Origin of the sequence: Streptomyces xanthii, from assembly GCF_014621695.1 — a bacterium.
In the GTDB taxonomy this organism is placed as follows: domain Bacteria; phylum Actinomycetota; class Actinomycetes; order Streptomycetales; family Streptomycetaceae; genus Streptomyces; species Streptomyces xanthii.
Map to the genome: position 1 here is coordinate 580,215 of NZ_CP061281.1, position 17,381 is coordinate 597,595.

Consider the following 17,381-nt stretch of genomic DNA (forward strand, 5'->3'; position numbering starts at 1 on the left):
CGCCGGTCAGGCGGTCGTCCGCCCCGGTTCCGTACGGGACTGCGGCCCTTGCAGTTCGGCCAGGCCCTGCCGGGTGGCGGCCAGGACGACCCGGTCGGTGGGGCGCAGGACGTAGCCGGGGTGCAGGCGCCAGATGAGACCGGTGGCGGGGGCGGGGTTCTCCTCGTCGGGCGAGGCGGCGAGGTCGGGCCGGCGTTCGTCCGGGGCGGCGGAGTCGATGGCCAGCACCCGCCAGGCCCCGGGCCGGAACGACTCGGCGACGGTGCGCCCCTCCAACTGGGGGTGCCCGGCCACGTCGAGGGCGGCGAAGAGGAGCACCTTGCGCTCGACCGAGATGGCTCCCAGGACCTGGCGGCCCATCATGGCGCCCGCGAAGGCGGGCGCGGCGAGCGTGGTGACGCTGCGGCTGCGGGTCAGGGCCCGGGGGTGGGCGGCGCGCAGGGTGCGGTAGACGGCGGTGGCGAAGGCGTCGTCGTACAGGCGCAGGGAGACCCGCAGGTCGGGTTTGACCGAGCGGGCGTACAGGGCGGCTTCGAGGTTGGTCGTGTCGCGGCTGGTGAGAGCGAGCAGGGCGTGGGCCCGGTGGATCTTGGCGGCTTCGAGGACGCCCTCGTCGGTGACGTCACCGAGGATGGTGGGCACGCGCAGGCGGCGGGCGAGGGGGACGCCGCGGGCGTCCGGGTTCTCCTCCACGCAGACGACGGGGACGCCGAGTTCGTGGAGGCGGGCGAGGACGCGGGTGCCGATCTTGCCGAGGCCGAGCAGGACGACGTGGCCGGACAGTCCGCGCGGCGGCCGGCGCAGGGCGGAGGCGGTCCGGAACGTGCCGAGGGCTTCCAGGACGGCGGCGAGCAGGACGGGCAGCAGCAACAACCCGGCGAGCCCGGTGAGGAGTTGGAGGACCTGCCGGGTGACGGGTTCCCCGATCGCGGGGTCGTCGATGGCGAACAGGTCGAGCAGGGTGAGGTATCCGGCGCGCAGCGGGTGGGGTTCGGTGGTCGCCCAGGTGGCCAGAGCCAGGCCGAGGACGCAGGCGACGAGCCCGGCGAGCGACCAGCGCAGCCGGCGTGAGAAGAGCGAGCCGATCGGCAGGCCGCGACCGGACAGGCTCCGCCGGGCTCGCCCCGGGGGTGCGGGGGTCACGGCGTCGAGGACCACGGTGCCGCGTCCGGTGGTCGCGGCGACGGTGCGGTCGTCGGGCAGGAGCAGGGGCCCGTCCTGGCCCGAGGCGTCAGAACCCTCGGTCCCCGCAGGGTCGTTGGTGGTGGAGGACAGCAGGGCGAGCGTGCACATGCCCGGGTCGGCACTCTCGCCCCGGCCCGGCGGGCGGCGCTCGGCGGCACGCAGCAGCAGCCCGTCGGCCTGGATCACCTTGCTGGTGCCCGCGACGACGGTTCCGGCGAGCGCGGGCGCGGCGGTGTCGGCGTCGGACAGGACGGTCGTGGAGGTGTCGAGGGCGTCCGGATCGAGCCCCGGCTGTGCCAGAGCGGCGGCCTGGTCGAGGAGTTGGGCGAGGTGCTGGCCGAGCTTGCGGTCGTAGAGCCGGATCACCAGGCGCAGGCGCGGGTTGAGCCGTCGGGCGGCCAGCGCGGCGCGGATGTTGACCTCGTCGTCGTCATGGACCAGCGCGAGCGCGTCCGCCCGCCCGGCTCCCGCCTCGGTCAGCGTGTCCTCGTCGAGGACCGGCGCCTCCAGGACCCGCGGCGCCTGCCCGGCCAGGGAGTCCGTCGGGGCCGGAGCGGTCCGGTTCATCGCCGCCTGGAGCCGGCTGAGCAGCGCGGCCGCCCGCATCCGGCCCGCGCCGCCTCCGGGGTCCTGCTCCGGGGTGGTGCGGGCCGAGGGGACGACGACGGTGACCTGCGTGCGATACAGCTGGCGCAGCTCGGTGGCCAGCCGCTCGGCGAGCGCGTCGTCACCGCACACGATCATGTGCGCGGGCCGGGGCGGATGTGTGGACTGGTGGGGAAGCGACACTGGATCATGGTGCTCGCCCCGCCGGGCCGAAGTCCACCGGAGGCCCCTCTTCCGGCCCGACGGCCCTCGTGTCGCGCCCGGTCGCTCAGGTCGCGCGCAGCAGGACGAGCGAGCCGGTGTACCTCGCTGCGCCGCGCGCTCGGCTCCGGGGCGTGGGACGAGGATGTCGAACTCCTGGCGGGCGCCGTCGTCGATGAAGCTCCATGCGGAGCAGGCCTGCCGGGCGGCGGGGTCGAGGAGCATCTCGGGGCGCCCGTAGTACGCCGCGTTGAAGCCGTCGGCGCAGTCCAGCGGGATGGGGACGGGCTGCACGGAGACGGTGCCGCCGAGCGCGTCGGCCAGGGTGTCCAGGCGCGGGTGTCGCCGCGCTTCGGCGTCGAGCACGTCGGGGGCGTAGTCGTAGAGCCAGAAGTCGCGCACGCGCGCCGGGTCGCCGGTGGGGACGACGACGGGGCCGTTGGTGACCCGGCGCATCTCCCGCAGGCCCGCGACCGCGTCGGACACTTGGTGAACGATGAAAAGGGCCATGGAGGCGTCGAACTGTCCGTCCTCGAAGGGGAGGTCCTCGGCGACGGCGTCGATCGCGGTGGCGAGTTCGGCCGGGCGCCGGGCTCTCAGGGCGAGGGAAGGCTCGACCGCTGGGACGGTGTGCGCGTCGGTCTCGTAGGAGCCGGTGCCGGCACCGACGTTCAGAACGTCGTGCGCGTCCCCGAGGGCCCGGGCGACAGTGCGGGCGATACGTACGTCGGAACGGCGGCAAGGTGGTCGACCTCGCCCGCGCTTGCTGCCGTCGTAGGTGCGCATGACCATGAGTACCTCACCATGCAGACGCGAAGCGGTTGGGACGGTTGCATCCGCACCCTGGACAGCACATTCGCTCCCGCATCTGACTTCGAGGCAGTACGCGTCCGCGCTCCGGGAAACCTCAACTCCTGCCGATAGATTGACCCTTGACCGAGCATCGGCAAGATCCGGAGGACCGCGTGACCGACATATCCGCCGCGTCGATCGAGGCGCGCAAGCGCATCAGGACCGATCAGCCGCACACCGCCCGGATCTGGAACTACTGGCTGGGCGGCAAGGACAACTACGAGGTCGACCAGGCGGCCGGTGACCAGATCCGCGCACTGCACCCGGGGATCGGGGACTACGCCGTCGCCGACCGGCGGTTCCTCGGGCGCGCCGTGCGCCACCTCGCCGAGGAGTGCGGGATCCGGCAGTTCCTCGACGTCGGCACCGGGCTGCCGACCGCCGACAACACGCACGAGGTCGCGCAGCGCGTCGCGCCGGAGTCCCGCGTCGTCTACGTCGACAACGACCCCATCGTGCTGGCCCACGCCGAGGCGCTGCTGACCAGCACGCCGGAGGGTCGCACCGCGTACCTGGACCTGGATCTCCGCGACGTCGACGCCGTTCTGGAAGAGGCGGCGCGCGTCCTGGACCTCAGCGAGCCGGTGGCGCTGATCCTCCTCGGCGTCGTCATCTTCGTGGAGGAGGACGAGGAGGCGTACGGGGTCGTGCGGCGGCTGATGGACGCCCTGCCCCCGGGCAGCCATCTCGTCCTCTCGCACACCATCACCCGGGCCGACATGCCGGACGTCGACGCGGCGGTGGCGTTCTGGAACGAGCACGGCACGCCCCGGCTGACGCAGCGGACGCCGGCCGCGGTCGCCGCCTTCTTCGACGGCCTCGACCTGCTCGAACCGGGCGTCGTCTCCTGCAACCACTGGCGTCCGGACGACGGCGGGGCGGAACTGCCCGCCGAGGTGGCGATGTTCGGCGGGGTCGGGCGCAAGTCCTGACGGACGCCCGGAGCCGAGGGGCCCCCGCGCGGCCGCACATCAGCCGATCGGATGATCCTTCACCACCGATCGGCGTGCGGAACGCAGCCGAGATTCCGAAGGAGTCGCCGGATACGCCGCGGAGACTGAGGGCAGAGCGGGACGGCTGGTTCCCGCACCACCCCGGCACTTTCTGAGGAGCCCTCGTTGAAGCACGCAATGAAGCCCCGTCGCAAGCGGGTACTGATGGGCGCGGGTGTCGCCGCCGTACTGGCCGCGGGTACCGCCGGGGTGCTCTCCGCCAACGCGTCGGAAACCACGCCCGCCGCCACGGTCTCGGAGGCCGCCGGTGACAACCTGCGCCAGACCACGCACCTGACCGTCGACGCCGCGTCGAAGGCCGCCCAGGCCGCGCTCGACGCCGCCGAGAAGGAGGGCCAGCGCGTCTCCGTGGCCGTCGTCGACCGCAACGGCAACACCATCCTGACCCTGCGCGGCGACGGTGCCGGCCCGCAGTCCTACGAGGCCGCCGAGAAGAAGGCGTTCACCGCCGTCTCCTGGAACGCCCCGACCTCCGAGCTGGTCAAGCGTCTCGAGAACGCCCCGACCCTGAAGGACATCCCGGGCACCCTCTTCCTCGGCGGCGGCGCTCCGGTCGCCACCGAGGGCGCCCCCATCGCGGGCATCGGTGTCGCGGGCGCGCCTTCGGGCGACCTGGACGAGAAGTTCGCGAAGGCGGGCGTCGCCGCGCTGGAGCAGTAGTCCGCACGCCCCGCGCACGGCAACACCGAAGCGGCACCCGAGTCCTGACTCGGGTGCCGCTTGCGCGTAGAGAAATGTGAGAACGGAGGGCGCCGGCTCGCGTCTACCCGAGCGCGAGCATCGCCTCGGCGACCTCCTCGACCGCCCCGGCGCCGATCGCGGTGCCGCACTCCTCCAGGACGAGCAGCCGCGCCCCGGGGATCTCCCGGGCGAGCGCCTCGCCGTTGCCCACGGGGAAGAACGGGTCGCGGCGGCCGTGGACGACGAGGGTGGGGCGCGCGAGACCGGGCAGCCGCTCGCGCCAACGGGGGCGGCAGTCGAGCCGGGAGAAGACCATGCCCAGTTGGTTGGCCGCGTGGACCTGGGGATCGTCGCCCGGGGTGCGGTCCCACACGCGCGCCGCGGTCTCCCGTGCGGCGCCGGGGTCGTTGCCGAGCACTTCGGCGCCGGCCGCGGCGAACTCCGCCACCTCGTCGCGGTCGCTCCAGTCGGGCTGCGGCCGCGAGAACAGCCGGCCGAGTGCCGCCTGGTCGTGGTCGGGGAGGTCGTCGTCGACCGGGCCCGGGGCGACCGGGCGGGTCCCGGCCAGGGTGAGCGCCGAGAACGCCTCCGGGTGATCGAGCACGGCCACCTGCGCGACCATGCCCGCGACGCCGATCCCCGCGAGATGCGCGGGGCCGCCGCCGAGCGTGCCGACCAGGGCCGCCGCGTCGGCCGCGAGGTCGCGGAGCGTGTACGCGGGCGCCTCGGGATCACCGGCCGTCGACGCGCCGCTGTCGCGCAGGTCGTAGCGCACCACGCGCCGGCCTCCCGCGGCCAGCCGCTCGCACAGCGCGTCGGGCCAGGACAGCATGGTCGTCCCGCCGGCGAGGAGGATCAGGGGCGCGTCGTGGTCGCCGAAGGACTCGATGCCCAGATCGACCCCGCGGACGTGGACGGTGGTGGTCATCGCACCACCGTATCCGCCGCGCCGCACCCAGGGACGGATTCACTTAATTCCCATTTATCCCTTTAGTCCCGTTTATCCACTTCTGTGACGGTGACCCGCCAAGAGGGGACCCAACGGGGACGTCACAGAAGCGAAAGAGGGTGCTGCGGAATGATCACCCAGGAGCAGATCCCGGCGGTACTGGAACACCCGGTCCACGACGCGGAAGGGAACAAGATCGGGAACGCGAAGCACATCTTCTACGACGACGCCACGGGCCGCCCGGAATGGGTCACCGTCAAGACGGGCCTGTTCGGCAGCCACGAGTCGTTCGCACCGATCCGCGACGCGGCCATGGTCGGGGAACACCTCGAACTCCCCTACCCCAAGGACAAGGTCAAGGACGCTCCCAACGTCGACGTGGACAACGGCGGCCACCTGTCCGTGGCAGAGGAACAGCGCCTCTACGACTACTACGGCATCGCCTGGGACGACGCCTGGCAACGGGCCAACGAGCCCGGTGAGGGTGGCTGGGCCCACGGCGGCCCCGCGGCGGGCGACGGCATGGCCGGCGCGGGCGGCGGCATGGCTGCCGCGGCGGGCGGCACGGGTACGGCCGCCGGCTTCAAGGGCCCCGACGAAGCCGCCGGAACCGAGGAGCAGCGGGCCGGCACGGCCGAGCGGGAGCGGACCGGCATGGCCTCCGGCGACGACGCGATGACGCGGTCCGAGGAGCGCATGCACGTCGGCACCGAGCGCTACGAGTCGGGCCGGGCACGGCTGCGCAAGTACGTCGTGACGGAAGAGGTCGAACAGACCGTCCCCGTCAGCCACGAGGAGGTCCGGCTGGTGCGTGAGCCCATCACGGAGGCCAACGTGGACGACTCCCTGCGCGGCCCGGAGATCAGCGAGGCCGAGCACGAGGTCACCCTGCACGCCGAACGCCCCGTGGTGGAGACCGAGGCCGTCCCGGTGGAGCGCGTCCGGCTGACCACCGAGGAGCGCACCGAGGAGCGCACGGTCACGGGCGAGGTCCGCAAGGAGGAGATCGCCCTCGAGGGCGTCGACGAGACCGGCGAGGAGCAGCGCCGGAGCATGTAGGCGCGCGAGCGCGGCGCGGACCGTAGCGTCCGTTCGAAGACGGCGGCCTTCCCGGCCGCCGTCGGCCTCCCCGGCAGGCCGTCGGACCGTCGCGGGCCGTTTCGACCGTGGGGATCCGGGCACTCGGCCCGCACATCCGCATTGATGCCTCTCACAGTCTTGGAGGGGGTTCTCCTCATGTCGACAGGGACACTGCTGGCGATCGTCATTCCCGTCGCCGTGGTCGTCGCCCTGCTGTTCGTGGCGGTCACGCTGTTCATGCGCCGCCGGAACCTGCGCGAGCGTTTCGGCCCGGAGTACGAGCGGACGGTGGACGACGCCGACAGCCGCAGGGAGGCCGAGCGCGAGCTCAAGGCGCGCGAGCGGCGCCACGACGCGCTGGACATCAAGCCGCTCGACCGTCAGGCCAAGGACCGCTACACCCGGGACTGGGCCACCGTGCAAGAGGACTTCGTGGACCACCCCGAGGGTGCCGTGCACGACGCCGACGACCTGGTGACCTCGCTGATGCACGAACGCGGCTATCCGACCGAGGACTTCGACCAGCGGCTCAAGGACCTCTCGGTGGAGCACGGGCGGACGCTGGAGCACTACCGGGCCGCCCACGAGGTGGACGAACTCACCGACCGGCACCAGGCGACGACGGAGCAGCTGCGCGGCGCCATGGTGCACTACCGCGCCCTCTTCGACGAACTGCTCTCCGACGGGGGCGGACCCCGCCACGCCCGCGCCTGAGCGGCCCCGGACACGTGGCCCTGAACAAGGAGGAGAGATGCAAAGGGACGAGACTCCCGGCCGCCCCGCCACGCAGGACGGTCCGCCCACCGACGCGGCGCAGGTACCGACCTTCCCCGGCGAGGCGACGACAGGGACGGGCGAGCCCGATACGGAGACGACGAGGCAGGGCAAGCCCCAGACGGAGACGACGGGGATGAGCCAGCCCGTCGACGACGAGCGGCCCGGTGAGGCCGCGGCCGCCACCGAGTCCGGGGAAGAGGACGTTCCGCAACTCCTCACCCCCGCCGACGAGGACAGGTTCCGCGCGCGCTGGCAGTCGGTGCAGAGCAAGTTCGTCGACGACCCGCGCGAGGCCGTCCGTACCGCCGACACCCTCGTCGCCGAGGTGATGCAGCAGCTCGCCGCCACCTTCGCCGACCACAAGCAGGACCTGGAAGGCCAGTGGAACAGGGGTGAGCAGGCGGACACCGAGGACCTGCGTCAGGCCCTGCGTCACTACCGTTCGTTCTTCAACCGACTGTTGGTCACCTGACCGTCTCTCCCCGGGAGATGATTCACATGCGGGCCCTGGGACTTCTTCTCCTCGCCGCCACCGGCGCCTTCACCGCTCTGGCGATCGCCGGCAATCTCGGAGGCGGCCCCGAGTACACCGTGTCCGTGCTCGACCACGACATCGCCACCATGAACACGCTGGCGATCTTCTGCTCCGGCCTGGCCCTCGCACTCGTCTTCTGCCTCGGACTGGCCATGGCCCTGCGCGGCACCTCCCACCACCACGCCAGGACCGCGCGGCCGCGCGAGACGGGCGGCGGGCGCACCCACCGCTGGATGCGGCGCGGCTCCGACGCCTCCGCGACCGGGCGCGGTCACGCCTCGCACCGGCGCAGCAGGCCGGCCTAGGCGTCCGGCCGGCCGAGGACGGCGACCGCCATGGCTCGAGCCGTATGGGGCGGGGCACTGACCTTCGGGCTGGTGTCCCTGCCGGTACGCCTGTTCACGGCGACGGACAGCCACGCCGTCCACTTCCATCAACTGGAGCGCGGCACCTCGGACCGCGTCCGCAACCGGCGGGTGAACGAACGCACCGGCGACGAGGTGCCGCTCGACGCGATCGTCAAGGGGTACGACGTCGGCGACGAGTACGTGCTCGTCGAACCCGGCGAACTCGACGACATCGCCCCGGGACGGTCGAAGTCCCTCGAGATCGACGGCTTCGTGGACCTCGACGACATCGCACCTGTCTTCTTCGACAAGACGTACTACCTCGCCCCGAAGGGCAAGGACTTCGGCAAGACGTACGCGCTGCTGGCGAAGGCGATGGAGCACCAGGACAAGGCGGCGATCGCCACGTTCGTCATGCGCAACCGTGAGTACCTGGTCGCTGTGAAGGCCGAGTCGGGACTGCTCACGCTGCACACCCTGCACTGGGCCGACGAGATCCGGGACCCGCGCAAGCTCGACTCGCTGCCCGGCCGGGTCAAGGTCTCCGACCGGGAGGTACGGATGGCCGAGCGGCTCATCGACGAGCTGAGCATGGAGTGGGACCCCGAGGAGTTCCACGACACCTACCAGGAGCGGGTGGCGCGGCTCGTCGAGGCCAAACGGACCGGCGAGCCGGTCGAACGGGCCGATCCCCCGGCGGAGTCGACCAACGTCGTCGACCTCATGGACGCCCTGCGCGCGAGCGTGGACCGGGCGAAGAAGCCCACGGATCTCGGCTCCCTGACCAAGAAGGAGCTCTACGAGAAGGCCGCCGAGGCCGGCGTCCCGGGCCGCTCCTCCATGAACCGCGACGAACTCGTCAAGGCACTGTCCGAGACATCCGGCCGGCGCAGGTCCGCCGCCTGACCCCCGCCGCAGAGAGAGAGCGGACGACATGACGCACCAGGCACCGGACGGGGAGGAGGGCGCGGCGCCCTACCTTCCCTCCCGCGGCGGACTGCCCACCCTGCGGCGCGCGGCGGCCGACTGCCGCGGCTGCCCCCTGTACAAGGACGCCACCCAGACGGTCTTCGGCTCCGGGACGCGGTCCGCGCGGCTGATGCTGATCGGGGAACAGCCGGGCGACCAGGAGGACGTGCGGGGTCTCCCCTTCGTCGGCCCGGCGGGCAAACTGCTGCGCAAGGCGCTGGGCGAGGCCGGCATCAGCGAGAAGGACGCCTATCTCACGAACGCGGTGAAGCACTTCAAGTTCGAGCGGCAGGGGTCGGGCAGACGCCGCATCCACAAGACCCCGGACCTCCATGAGCTGAAGGCGTGCCGGCCGTGGCTCGCCGCCGAACTGAAGGCGGTCGAACCTGAGTTGGTGGTCGCCCTGGGCGCCACCGCGGGCAAGGCGCTCCTCGGCAGCTCCTTCCGCGTCGGCGAACAGCGCGGGCTCCTGCTGCCTGCCCCGGACTGGGACGACCTGGGCCATGCGGCGGCGACGAGCGGTGCCGCGCCGGGGCACGGTCTCGTGTGCACGGTCCACCCGTCGGCGGTGCTGAGGGCGGACGACCGCGAGAGCGCGTACGAGGGGCTGCTCTCGGACCTCGGTGTGGCGGCCGAGGCTCTTGCCTCCGGCGGGCGTTGACGCTCACGGATCCACGCGGCGCAGGGCGAGGAGCGTGGCGTCGTCGTGGCGGTGCGGCCCGTCGAGGCGTTCGACGAGTCGCTCCGTGTAGTGGAGGAGCCCGAGGCGGCCGGGCGGGGGCGGATCCGAGGCGAAGCAGTCCTCGGCCTGTGCGAGGAAGCGGGCCGTGTCGCGGTCCGGGTCGCCGGGGCGCCGCTCCGTGAGCCCGTCCGAGTACATCAGGACGATGTCGTCGGCCCGCAGCCGCGTCTCGACGGCGCTGTACGAGATGCCCGGCAGCACGCCCAGCGAGAGTCCGGGGCCGCCTTCGGGCGAGGGCAGGACGGCGGCGCGGCCGTCGCGGATCAGGACCGGTCGCGGGTGACCGGCGCAGGTCCAGCGCAGTACGGAGCCCTCCGGGTGGTACCGGGCGACGATGGCGGTGGCCGTGGACTCGTCGCCGTCCGCGCACGCCGCCTCGTTCAGCCATCGCGTCAGCTGCTCGACGGGCTGCTCGGTGTACGTGAGCCCGGCGAGGGCGTAGCGGAGTTTGGCCATGAGGGTGACGGCCGCGAGCCCGTGCCCGCGTGCGTCGCCGAGGGCGATCAGCAGTCGGCCGTCGGGCACGCGCCGGGCCTTGTACCAGTCGCCGCCCACTCCGGCCTCGCGGGCGTCGGGCCGGTAGACGACCGCGGCCTGGAGCCCGTAGGTGGCCAGTTCGTCCTGGAAGTGGGGCAGGACGGCTTCGCGCAGGGCCTCCGCGACCTCGGCGAGGGTCTCGGCCCGCTGGCGCTGGAGGCGCGCCTCCCGTGCCGTGCGTTCGGCCGTCTCGCGTCGCCGTCGCTCGGCCGTCACGTCGCTGAGCACGGCGCGCACGGCCCAGACGAGGCCGCCCGGGGCGATGCGGACGGGCTCCGCGGTCATCCGGACGACCCGCCCGGTCTGGCCGCGGAGCCGGAGTTCGCAGGAGGCGGTGCGTTTGCGCAGGATGACGTCGTACAGCATCTGGTAGTAGCCGGGCAGTCCGTCGTTCGTCACGGCGGCCGCCAGGTCGCCGAGGGTGGGCAGGGCGCTGCCCGGGGGCAGGCCCATCACCTGGCGGAAGCCGCGGGAGGGTTCGATCCCGTCGTCGCCGAGATTCCACTCCGCCCAGCAGGTGCGGACCAGGTGCTGGGCGGCCGCCGCCATCCGCAGCCGGTTCCCGCGCTCCCAGGTCAGCAGCAGCTGGTCGCCGCACGGTGCGACCCGGACCTCGTCGTTGACGCGGACGGGGCCCTGGGTGCCGCCGCCCGCCATCCATTCGACGGTCGTGGGGCCCTGGGGCTCGCGCAGGCGGTGGGCGCGGGCGATCAGCTCGGGCAGCCGTGAGGCGCGCAGGGCGGGGAACCGCTCGTAGAGGGAGACGGGCCCGGACCCGGGCGGCACCGAGCCGCCGTGCATGCGTGCCACGGAGTAGGCCACGGCCTCGGTGTTCTGGGCCACGTGGAGGACATCGCTGATCGCGCCGTCGGCGCCGGTCACCGGCTGGAGCAGCAGGGCGGGCATCGGGAGGGCGTCCAGCACCTCCTGGCCGGACGGGTGGTGCGTCGTGACCGACGGCGGGTCAGTGCGGGGGCGGTCGGTGGCAGGAGGGTGAGCGCGCCGGTCGTGGTCGCGCGCGTAGGTGAGCACGCGCCGGCGCTGGGCGAGGAGCAGTTCCTTGATCGCGCCCAGTTCCAGCCGGGCGCGTGCGTCGGGCACCGAGGAGGGACGGTCCATGTGCGGCGTGAGCCTCCCGGGGTTCCGGTGCGCTGACGTCCAGCTTCGGCTGTCGCGGGCCGGTCAGCCACTCGGCAGGGTCCGGTGGCGCCCCGCTCGGGCGCTTCTACGCGGCTCCGCGTTCCCCGGCAGCAAACCGCAACCGCACTTCCACATGGAAGCCATGACCTCCGCGACCGGGCCGCCCTGCCCGTGTGCGTGGCCGGGGTCCGGCCCGAGGAGAACCACACCATCCGGGGCACCATGATCTCCTCGGAGGCGACCGGCCTGCTCCCTCCGCCGGGTGATCGGGGACTGGAGCGGCCGCGGCTTCGGAAACGGGCGGGATTCCGCCACTCATGACTGCCCTTCGGCCCCTTTCCGAATGGAAACGTCCAGTTAACCCGGCGCGCGACTTTGCATGGCTATGGTGTTTCTTGGCAGTTCGTTGACCAAGTCTTGGTGTGCGCCAGAGACGTGAACCGTCCGGAAGGAGAGGCATGTTCGGAGGTGGACCGGCCCGAACCACGGTGGTGTTCCCCGCCGTCCCTCCCCTCTGCCTTCCGGCGCACGGGGCGAACTGCCGCCGGGACAGCGACCGCGCCCGGCGGTCTTGCGTCCGACGGCACGTCAGACGTTCCGCCGCTCGGTGAGCGGGCCGACCCCACACCTGCCCTTGTCCGTCCGACGCGCCTTCGTGGCGCGCCAGGAGGAAACACCAGCCATGCATCCCCTCATCGACAATGCCCGCACGTTCGGACAGCGCCCTGAGGAGTTCGCCGGACTCGCCGAAGGCCAGTCACCCGAAGTTCTGTTCATCACCTGCGCCGACTCCCGCGTCGTCCCGGCGCTCATCACCGGCGCCCGCCCCGGCCAGCTCTTCGAGCTGCGCACGGCCGGGAACATCGTCCCGCCGTACGCCTCCGGGCACCCGACCGGAGAGGCGGCCACCATCGAGTACGCCGTGGAGGTCCTCGGCGTCGAACACATCGTGGTCTGCGGCCATTCGCACTGCGGCGCCGTGGGCGCCGTCGTGCGCGGGGACGACCTCGGTGCCGTGCCCGCCGTGCGGGACTGGCTCGCGCACGCCGCGGGGGAACCGGAGTGCGCGGATCCCTCGGATCCCACCGTCGCCGACGCGGTGCAGCACCACGTCCTGACCCAGCTGTTGCGCCTGCGCTCGTACCCGTGCGTGGAGAAGCAGGTGCGGGCGGGAAGGCTCCGGTTGCACGGGTGGTACTACGAGGTGCACACCGGAGGCGTGCGCGAACACCGCCCGGAGACCGACTCGTTCGAGGCGCTGTGAGGGGCACCATGACACTGAAGTCGAGGTTCCCCTTCCTGCGGCAGGACGTCGCCGCGTCCCTCGTCGTGTTTCTCGTGGCCCTGCCGCTGTGCGTCGGCGTGGCCGTCGCCTCCGGCGTCCCCGCCGAACTGGGCCTGGTCACCGGCATCGTGGGCGGGATCGTCACCGGCCTGCTCCCGGGCAGCAGCCTTCAGGTGTCGGGGCCCGCCGCGGGCATGACCGTGCTCGTCTACGAGGCGGTCAGCACGTACGGAGTGGCCGCGCTGGGCGTGATCGTCCTGATGGCCGGTCTGCTCCAGCTCGCCATGGGCTTCCTCGGGATAGGCCGCTGGTTCCGGGCCATCTCCGTGTCCGTGGTCGAGGGCATGCTGTGCGGCATCGGCCTCGTGATCATCGCCGGTCAGCTCTACGCGGCGGCGGGCCTCAAGGCCCCGGAGACGGGACTCGGGAAGCTCACGGGCCTGCCCGGCGCGTTCGCCGACGCCGTCGGCAGCCCGGAGGCCCTGATCTCGCTGGCGATCGGCGCCGGAACCGTCGCCGTCATCGTGCTGTGGAAGCGGCTGCCCGCCAAGGTACGCACGGTGCCCGGCGCCCTCGCGGCGGTGGTCCTTGCGACGCTGGCCTCGCTGGTCGGCGACCTGCCGGTCGCCACGGTCGAGGTGGAGGGCCTGCTCGGCGCGATCCAGCCGCCCGGGGCCGGCGCGCTCGGTGAGCTGGCCGACCCGGCGATCTGGGGCACCGTCCTCGCGTTCGCGCTGATCGCCTCCGCCGAATCGCTGTTCAGCGCGGCGGCCGTGGACCGCCTGCACACCGGTCCGCGCACCCGCTACAACAAGGAGATGATCGCCCAGGGCGCGGGGAACACGGTGTGCGGCCTGCTCGGCGCGCTGCCGATGACCGCGGTGATCGTGCGCAGTTCGGCGAACGTGCAGGCGGGCGCCAGGACGAAGGCGTCGCGCGTCCTGCACGGCGTGTGGCTCCTGCTGTTCGCGGCGGCGCTGCCGTCCACGCTGGCACTCATCCCGCTGCCCGCGCTGGCCGGCGTGCTCGTGCACGCGGGCTGGAAGCTGATCCCGTTCCGGCAGGTCGGCCTGCTGTGGCGCGGGCACAAGGGCGAGGCGCTCGTCCTGGTCGTCACCGCCGTGTCGATCGTCGCGATGAACATGCTCGAGGGCGTGCTCATCGGACTGGCCCTGGCCGTCGTCAAGACCGCCTGGGAGGCCTCGCACCTGAAGACGGAGGTCATAGACAAGGGCGCCGGTCCGATCCAGGTGCACCTGTCGGGCAACGCGACGTTCCTGCGGCTGCCGAAGATACTCGACAGCCTGGAGGCGCTTCCGCAGGACCGGCCGATCGAGGTGTACCTGTCCGGGCTGCACCATCTCGACCACGCCTGCCGCTCGGCGCTGGAGAGTTGGGCCGAGCAGCACAGTGCCGCCGGCACGGCTCCGGTGCGGGTCACGTCCGACGAACCGGCCAAGGCCGCCGCGTCGTAGGGTCCGTGGACCGTCGTAGGGCCCGTGGTTCGTCATAGGGGCGGGCCGTGATGCAAGGGGCGGGGCCCACGCACCGGTACGTCCGGGTGCGTGGGCCCCGCCTCCTCGGTGGGTGCCGCCGGGTCAGTCGTCGAGCGCGACGAGCACGGGCTTCAGGTCCACGAACTTGAAGTCCGTGGCGTCCCGGCCCGTCTCCCCCGGCTTGTCGTCGCCGTCCTGGACGACGAGGAGGCCGTGCGGGTACTTCGTTCCGAGCGGCTCGTTCAGGACGGCGGCGCCGTCGCTCTCCTCGGTGCCGTCGAGGGTGGCGGAGGCGGCCGTGATCCTGAACCCGCCCTCGTACTCGTTGTCCTCGTCGAGCTCGCGGTCGTAGGCGGCGAAGGTGTTGTCGCCCTGGCTGGAGGCGAGGAGATAGCCGTCGCCGTCCTTCTGGCGCAGCAGGGTGAGTCCCTCGACGTCGGCGCGCAGACGCGTGCCGCCGAAGCCGGGGTCCGCGCCCGGGACGCACTCCTCGGTCTCCGGGTCGTACGTGCCCGGCACGCCGTACTCGCGGACCTTGTCGACGAGTTCGGGGGTGCCGCCGAGGTCGGCGTCCATGCGCCAGATGCCGACGTCCTCCTGGCCCGCGTAGAGCGTGCCGGTCTCCGGGTCGACGACCATGCCCTCGACCTGCGGCAGTTCGTCCGGCTCGGCGCACGGGGACCAGGTCCGGCCGTTGGGCAGCTTGAAGGCCGAGGGCAGTGCGAGGGTACGGATCTTCCGGTACGAGACGGTGCCGTCGGAGCCCGCGGTCAGTTCCAGCAGGCTGAGTTCGGTCCGCTCCCGCCGGCTGACCACCGCGTACGAGCGGCCGCTGGACGGGTCGGTCCAGGTGGCGAGGCCGTAGGCGGTGCGCTGCTCGTTGATCTCCTCCTGGGAGCCGGAGAAGACCGCCGGGGCCGTGGGCGCGGTCACGTCGGTGAGCGGGGCGCCCGAACCGCTGCCGTCGATCCGGTAGATCCGCAGCCGGTCGCTGCCCCGGTCGCTGGTGACGGCCAGATCGGCCTTGCCGGAGCGGGTCTTCATGCCGGGCACGAGGTCGACGTTGTTGAACCGGCCGGGCGCGTCGTCCGGACCGGGGGCACGCGGCGCCGGGACGGACTGCACTTCGCGCGCGTCGAGGTCGTAGACGCGCAGGCCTCCCTCCTTCACCGTGGCGATGACGAGGCTGCGGTCCGGGTCCGCCGGGTTGCGCCAGATCGCGGGGTCGTCGGCGTCCGCGTTGCCGCCCGCCTCGTCGTCGTACACGGCCGGTGTCTCTGCGGTCGGCCGCACCGCGGGCAGATCGTCCGCCGCGACGGCGGATCCGGGTACGACGGTGGACAGTGCGGCGAGCGCGGTCAACAGCGCGAGCCGGCCTACGACTTGGCGGGTCCGGTGGGACGGAGCCATGAAGGGGGATCCTTTCCTTGTCACGATCATGACCAGCTCACGGTCGGGCGGCCCGGTGAAGGAATCCGGGGGGCGAGGTGATCAGGACGCGTCCCGAAGGTGAAGAACGTGAGGCATCATGTTCGTCGCCGTGACGTTCATCGGGGGGATCATCGTGCGGATCGCTGCTCTGTTTCTTGCGCTGGCCGTGTGGGTGGGTGTGCCCCTGTCGGCGGCCCCCGCGGCCTCGGCGGCGGCCTCGATCACCGCACCGTCGGTGCCCGAGGTGTCCGGGGTCGGCGCGGTGCGCACCGTCGCCGCGTCGCGGCCGCGCCCCAAGCGCAAGTCGGGCAGCCGCACCGGTACGGGTGCGAAGCGCCGGCACGGCGAACGCCCCGGCACGGGCGACTACGTGGCCGGTGCCGCGGTGTCCTGGTGGGTCTACGCCACGTACGGGCTCGGCGGTCTCGCGGTGCTGATCGTGGTCGGTCTGCTCGTGCTGTTCCTGCTGCGCCGCCGGCAGGCCCGCACGGACTGAGCACCCGGGCGGTACGGGTCCCCCGGCGACGCGCCGGTCACGGTACGGGGCTGCGGCACCGGACGCGCCAGAATCGGCCCGTGCTGCATGTACGACTCATCGCCCCGCCCGACCGCACCGACGCCGCCGTGCGCGTCGCCGCGGACAGCCCCGCCGCCGTGAACGTGGTCCTGCTGCGGGGCGCCGCGCACCAACCGCCGGGTGACGTCGTGGAGTTCGACGTCGCCCGCGAGGCCGCCGACACCGTGCTGCGTGAACTGCGCTCGCTCGGCCTGGAGGAGAGCGGCGGCATCACGGTGGAGCAGCTCGACCTGTCGCTGTCCCGCGCGGCGGACCGGGCCGAACGACTCGTTCCGGGTGACCCGGACGACGCGGTCGTCTGGGACGAGCTCGCGGCGCACACCGCCGCCGACTCGCGGCTCACCTGGGCGTTCCTGGCCTTCCTCACGCTGGCGACGCAGATCGCCGCCATCGGCGCGCTCCTCGACCAGCCGGTCCTCATCGTCGGCGCCATGGTGCTCGGCCCGGAGTTCGGCCCCGTCTCGGCCATCTGCTTCGGTCTGGTGCGCGGGGACGGGCGAGCCGTCGGCGGTGCGCTGCGCACGCTCGTGGTCGGCTTCGCGGTCGCCGTCGCGTTCACGATGGCGTGCGCGGCCGTGGGGCGGGGGCTCGGCTGGGTCACGCCGGACATGCTGGTCACCCGGCCGCTGACCGACTTCATCGTCCATCCGGACCGCTGGTCGTTCATCGTGGCGCTGCTCGCGGGTGTCGCCGGCGTCCTCTCCCTGACGGCCGGCAAGTCGGCCGTGCTCGTGGGTGTGTTCATCTCGGTCACGACGGTGCCCGCCGCCGGAAACCTCGCGCTCGCCGTGCCGCTCGCGCACTGGGACGAGGTGAGCGCTTCGCTGGTTCAGCTCGGCCTGAACCTCATGGGCATGCTGATCTCCGGCACCGCGACCCTGATCGTCATGAAGCAGCTCTGGGCCCGGTACGGCCTGCCGCTGAAGGCTCCCCGTGCCGCCCGTGAGACCGCCTGACGGGCCTCCGCCACCGGCCGCC

The 17,381-nt window shown here is 72.7% G+C and carries 16 protein-coding genes and 1 pseudogene; 12 read left to right on the forward strand and 5 right to left on the reverse strand.

Annotation, left to right across the window (positions count from 1 at the left end):
• Positions 1–6: 6 nt before the first annotated feature.
• Positions 7–1,929, reverse strand: a complete 1,923-nt coding sequence (locus IAG42_RS02790) for an NAD(P)-binding protein (RefSeq protein ID WP_223206348.1) — start codon at positions 1,927–1,929, stop codon at positions 7–9.
• Between the two features lie 516 nt (positions 1,930–2,445).
• Positions 2,446–2,784: pseudogene (locus tag IAG42_RS37915) on the reverse strand (class I SAM-dependent methyltransferase); the annotation flags it as partial.
• 173 nt (positions 2,785–2,957) lie between these two features.
• Between IAG42_RS37915 and IAG42_RS02795 the strand changes: the two are divergent.
• Together IAG42_RS02795 and IAG42_RS02800 are read left to right on the forward strand one after the other, a co-directional pair.
• Complete coding sequence (locus IAG42_RS02795) at positions 2,958–3,776, forward strand: SAM-dependent methyltransferase (protein ID WP_188335406.1); 819 nt, start codon at positions 2,958–2,960, stop codon at positions 3,774–3,776.
• A gap of 198 nt (positions 3,777–3,974) precedes the next feature.
• Positions 3,975–4,517: a GlcG/HbpS family heme-binding protein gene (locus tag IAG42_RS02800; RefSeq protein ID WP_188341153.1), complete on the forward strand. Its 543-nt coding sequence runs from the start codon at positions 3,975–3,977 to the stop codon at positions 4,515–4,517.
• Between the two features lie 103 nt (positions 4,518–4,620).
• Here the strand turns inward: IAG42_RS02800 and IAG42_RS02805 are convergent, their stop codons facing one another.
• Complete coding sequence (locus tag IAG42_RS02805) at positions 4,621–5,466, reverse strand: alpha/beta fold hydrolase (protein ID WP_188335407.1); 846 nt, start codon at positions 5,464–5,466, stop codon at positions 4,621–4,623.
• A gap of 150 nt (positions 5,467–5,616) precedes the next feature.
• Here IAG42_RS02805 and IAG42_RS02810 point away from each other — a divergent pair, with 150 nt between their 5' ends.
• From IAG42_RS02810 to IAG42_RS02835, 6 genes are all read left to right on the forward strand, one after another.
• Positions 5,617–6,546 (forward strand): YsnF/AvaK domain-containing protein, encoded by a 930-nt coding sequence (locus IAG42_RS02810; RefSeq protein ID WP_188335408.1) that lies wholly within the window; start codon positions 5,617–5,619, stop codon positions 6,544–6,546.
• Between the two features lie 177 nt (positions 6,547–6,723).
• Positions 6,724–7,281 carry a hypothetical protein gene (locus IAG42_RS02815; protein WP_188335409.1) on the forward strand — a complete coding sequence of 186 codons (558 nt, stop codon included), beginning with the start codon at positions 6,724–6,726 and terminating at the stop codon, positions 7,279–7,281.
• Between the two features lie 37 nt (positions 7,282–7,318).
• Entirely contained in the window at positions 7,319–7,816 is a 498-nt protein-coding gene (locus tag IAG42_RS02820) for a hypothetical protein (protein WP_188335410.1), read from the forward strand.
• A 26-nt stretch (positions 7,817–7,842) separates the two neighbouring features.
• Complete coding sequence (locus tag IAG42_RS37920) at positions 7,843–8,184, forward strand: hypothetical protein (protein WP_223205828.1); 342 nt, start codon at positions 7,843–7,845, stop codon at positions 8,182–8,184.
• A 30-nt stretch (positions 8,185–8,214) separates the two neighbouring features.
• On the forward strand, positions 8,215–9,132 hold the full coding sequence (ku, locus tag IAG42_RS02830) for a non-homologous end joining protein Ku (RefSeq protein WP_188335411.1): 918 nt from the start codon (positions 8,215–8,217) through the stop codon (positions 9,130–9,132).
• Between the two features lie 28 nt (positions 9,133–9,160).
• Complete coding sequence (locus IAG42_RS02835) at positions 9,161–9,856, forward strand: UdgX family uracil-DNA binding protein (protein ID WP_188335412.1); 696 nt, start codon at positions 9,161–9,163, stop codon at positions 9,854–9,856.
• A 3-nt stretch (positions 9,857–9,859) separates the two neighbouring features.
• Here the strand turns inward: IAG42_RS02835 and IAG42_RS02840 are convergent, their stop codons facing one another.
• Entirely contained in the window at positions 9,860–11,593 is a 1,734-nt protein-coding gene (locus IAG42_RS02840) for a PP2C family protein-serine/threonine phosphatase (protein ID WP_188335413.1), read from the reverse strand.
• A gap of 703 nt (positions 11,594–12,296) precedes the next feature.
• Between IAG42_RS02840 and IAG42_RS02845 the strand changes: the two genes are divergently transcribed.
• Complete coding sequence (locus tag IAG42_RS02845; protein WP_188335414.1) at positions 12,297–12,878, forward strand: carbonic anhydrase; 582 nt, start codon at positions 12,297–12,299, stop codon at positions 12,876–12,878.
• A gap of 8 nt (positions 12,879–12,886) precedes the next feature.
• Positions 12,887–14,374: a SulP family inorganic anion transporter gene (locus IAG42_RS02850; protein WP_188335415.1), complete on the forward strand. Its 1,488-nt coding sequence runs from the start codon at positions 12,887–12,889 to the stop codon at positions 14,372–14,374.
• Positions 14,375–14,497: 123 nt separating this feature from the next.
• Here the strand turns inward: IAG42_RS02850 and IAG42_RS02855 are convergent, their stop codons facing one another.
• Positions 14,498–15,805, reverse strand: a complete 1,308-nt coding sequence (locus IAG42_RS02855) for a phytase (protein WP_188335416.1) — start codon at positions 15,803–15,805, stop codon at positions 14,498–14,500.
• Between the two features lie 130 nt (positions 15,806–15,935).
• On the opposite strand from IAG42_RS02855, the gene IAG42_RS02860 reads away from it, so the two are divergent.
• Together IAG42_RS02860 and IAG42_RS02865 are read left to right on the forward strand one after the other, a co-directional pair.
• On the forward strand, positions 15,936–16,322 hold the full coding sequence (locus IAG42_RS02860; protein WP_188335417.1) for a hypothetical protein: 387 nt from the start codon (positions 15,936–15,938) through the stop codon (positions 16,320–16,322).
• A gap of 80 nt (positions 16,323–16,402) precedes the next feature.
• Positions 16,403–17,359, forward strand: coding sequence for a DUF389 domain-containing protein (locus IAG42_RS02865; RefSeq protein WP_188335418.1), 957 nt, complete (start codon positions 16,403–16,405; stop codon positions 17,357–17,359).
• Positions 17,360–17,381: the final 22 nt, after the last annotated feature.

Coding starts and splice junctions, on each gene's coding strand:
- IAG42_RS02790 (WP_223206348.1), bottom strand. CDS start 1,929: ATGATCGTGTGCGGTGACGACGCGCTCGCCGAGCGGCTGGCCACCGAG.
- IAG42_RS02800 (WP_188341153.1), top strand. CDS start 3,975: ATGAAGCCCCGTCGCAAGCGGGTACTGATGGGCGCGGGTGTCGCCGCC.
- IAG42_RS02805 (WP_188335407.1), bottom strand. CDS start 5,466: ATGACCACCACCGTCCACGTCCGCGGGGTCGATCTGGGCATCGAGTCC.
- IAG42_RS02810 (WP_188335408.1), top strand. CDS start 5,617: ATGATCACCCAGGAGCAGATCCCGGCGGTACTGGAACACCCGGTCCAC.
- IAG42_RS02815 (WP_188335409.1), top strand. CDS start 6,724: ATGTCGACAGGGACACTGCTGGCGATCGTCATTCCCGTCGCCGTGGTC.
- IAG42_RS02820 (WP_188335410.1), top strand. CDS start 7,319: ATGCAAAGGGACGAGACTCCCGGCCGCCCCGCCACGCAGGACGGTCCG.
- IAG42_RS37920 (WP_223205828.1), top strand. CDS start 7,843: ATGCGGGCCCTGGGACTTCTTCTCCTCGCCGCCACCGGCGCCTTCACC.
- ku (WP_188335411.1), top strand. CDS start 8,215: ATGGCTCGAGCCGTATGGGGCGGGGCACTGACCTTCGGGCTGGTGTCC.
- IAG42_RS02835 (WP_188335412.1), top strand. CDS start 9,161: ATGACGCACCAGGCACCGGACGGGGAGGAGGGCGCGGCGCCCTACCTT.
- IAG42_RS02840 (WP_188335413.1), bottom strand. CDS start 11,593: ATGGACCGTCCCTCCTCGGTGCCCGACGCACGCGCCCGGCTGGAACTG.
- IAG42_RS02845 (WP_188335414.1), top strand. CDS start 12,297: ATGCATCCCCTCATCGACAATGCCCGCACGTTCGGACAGCGCCCTGAG.
- IAG42_RS02850 (WP_188335415.1), top strand. CDS start 12,887: ATGACACTGAAGTCGAGGTTCCCCTTCCTGCGGCAGGACGTCGCCGCG.
- IAG42_RS02855 (WP_188335416.1), bottom strand. CDS start 15,805: ATGGCTCCGTCCCACCGGACCCGCCAAGTCGTAGGCCGGCTCGCGCTG.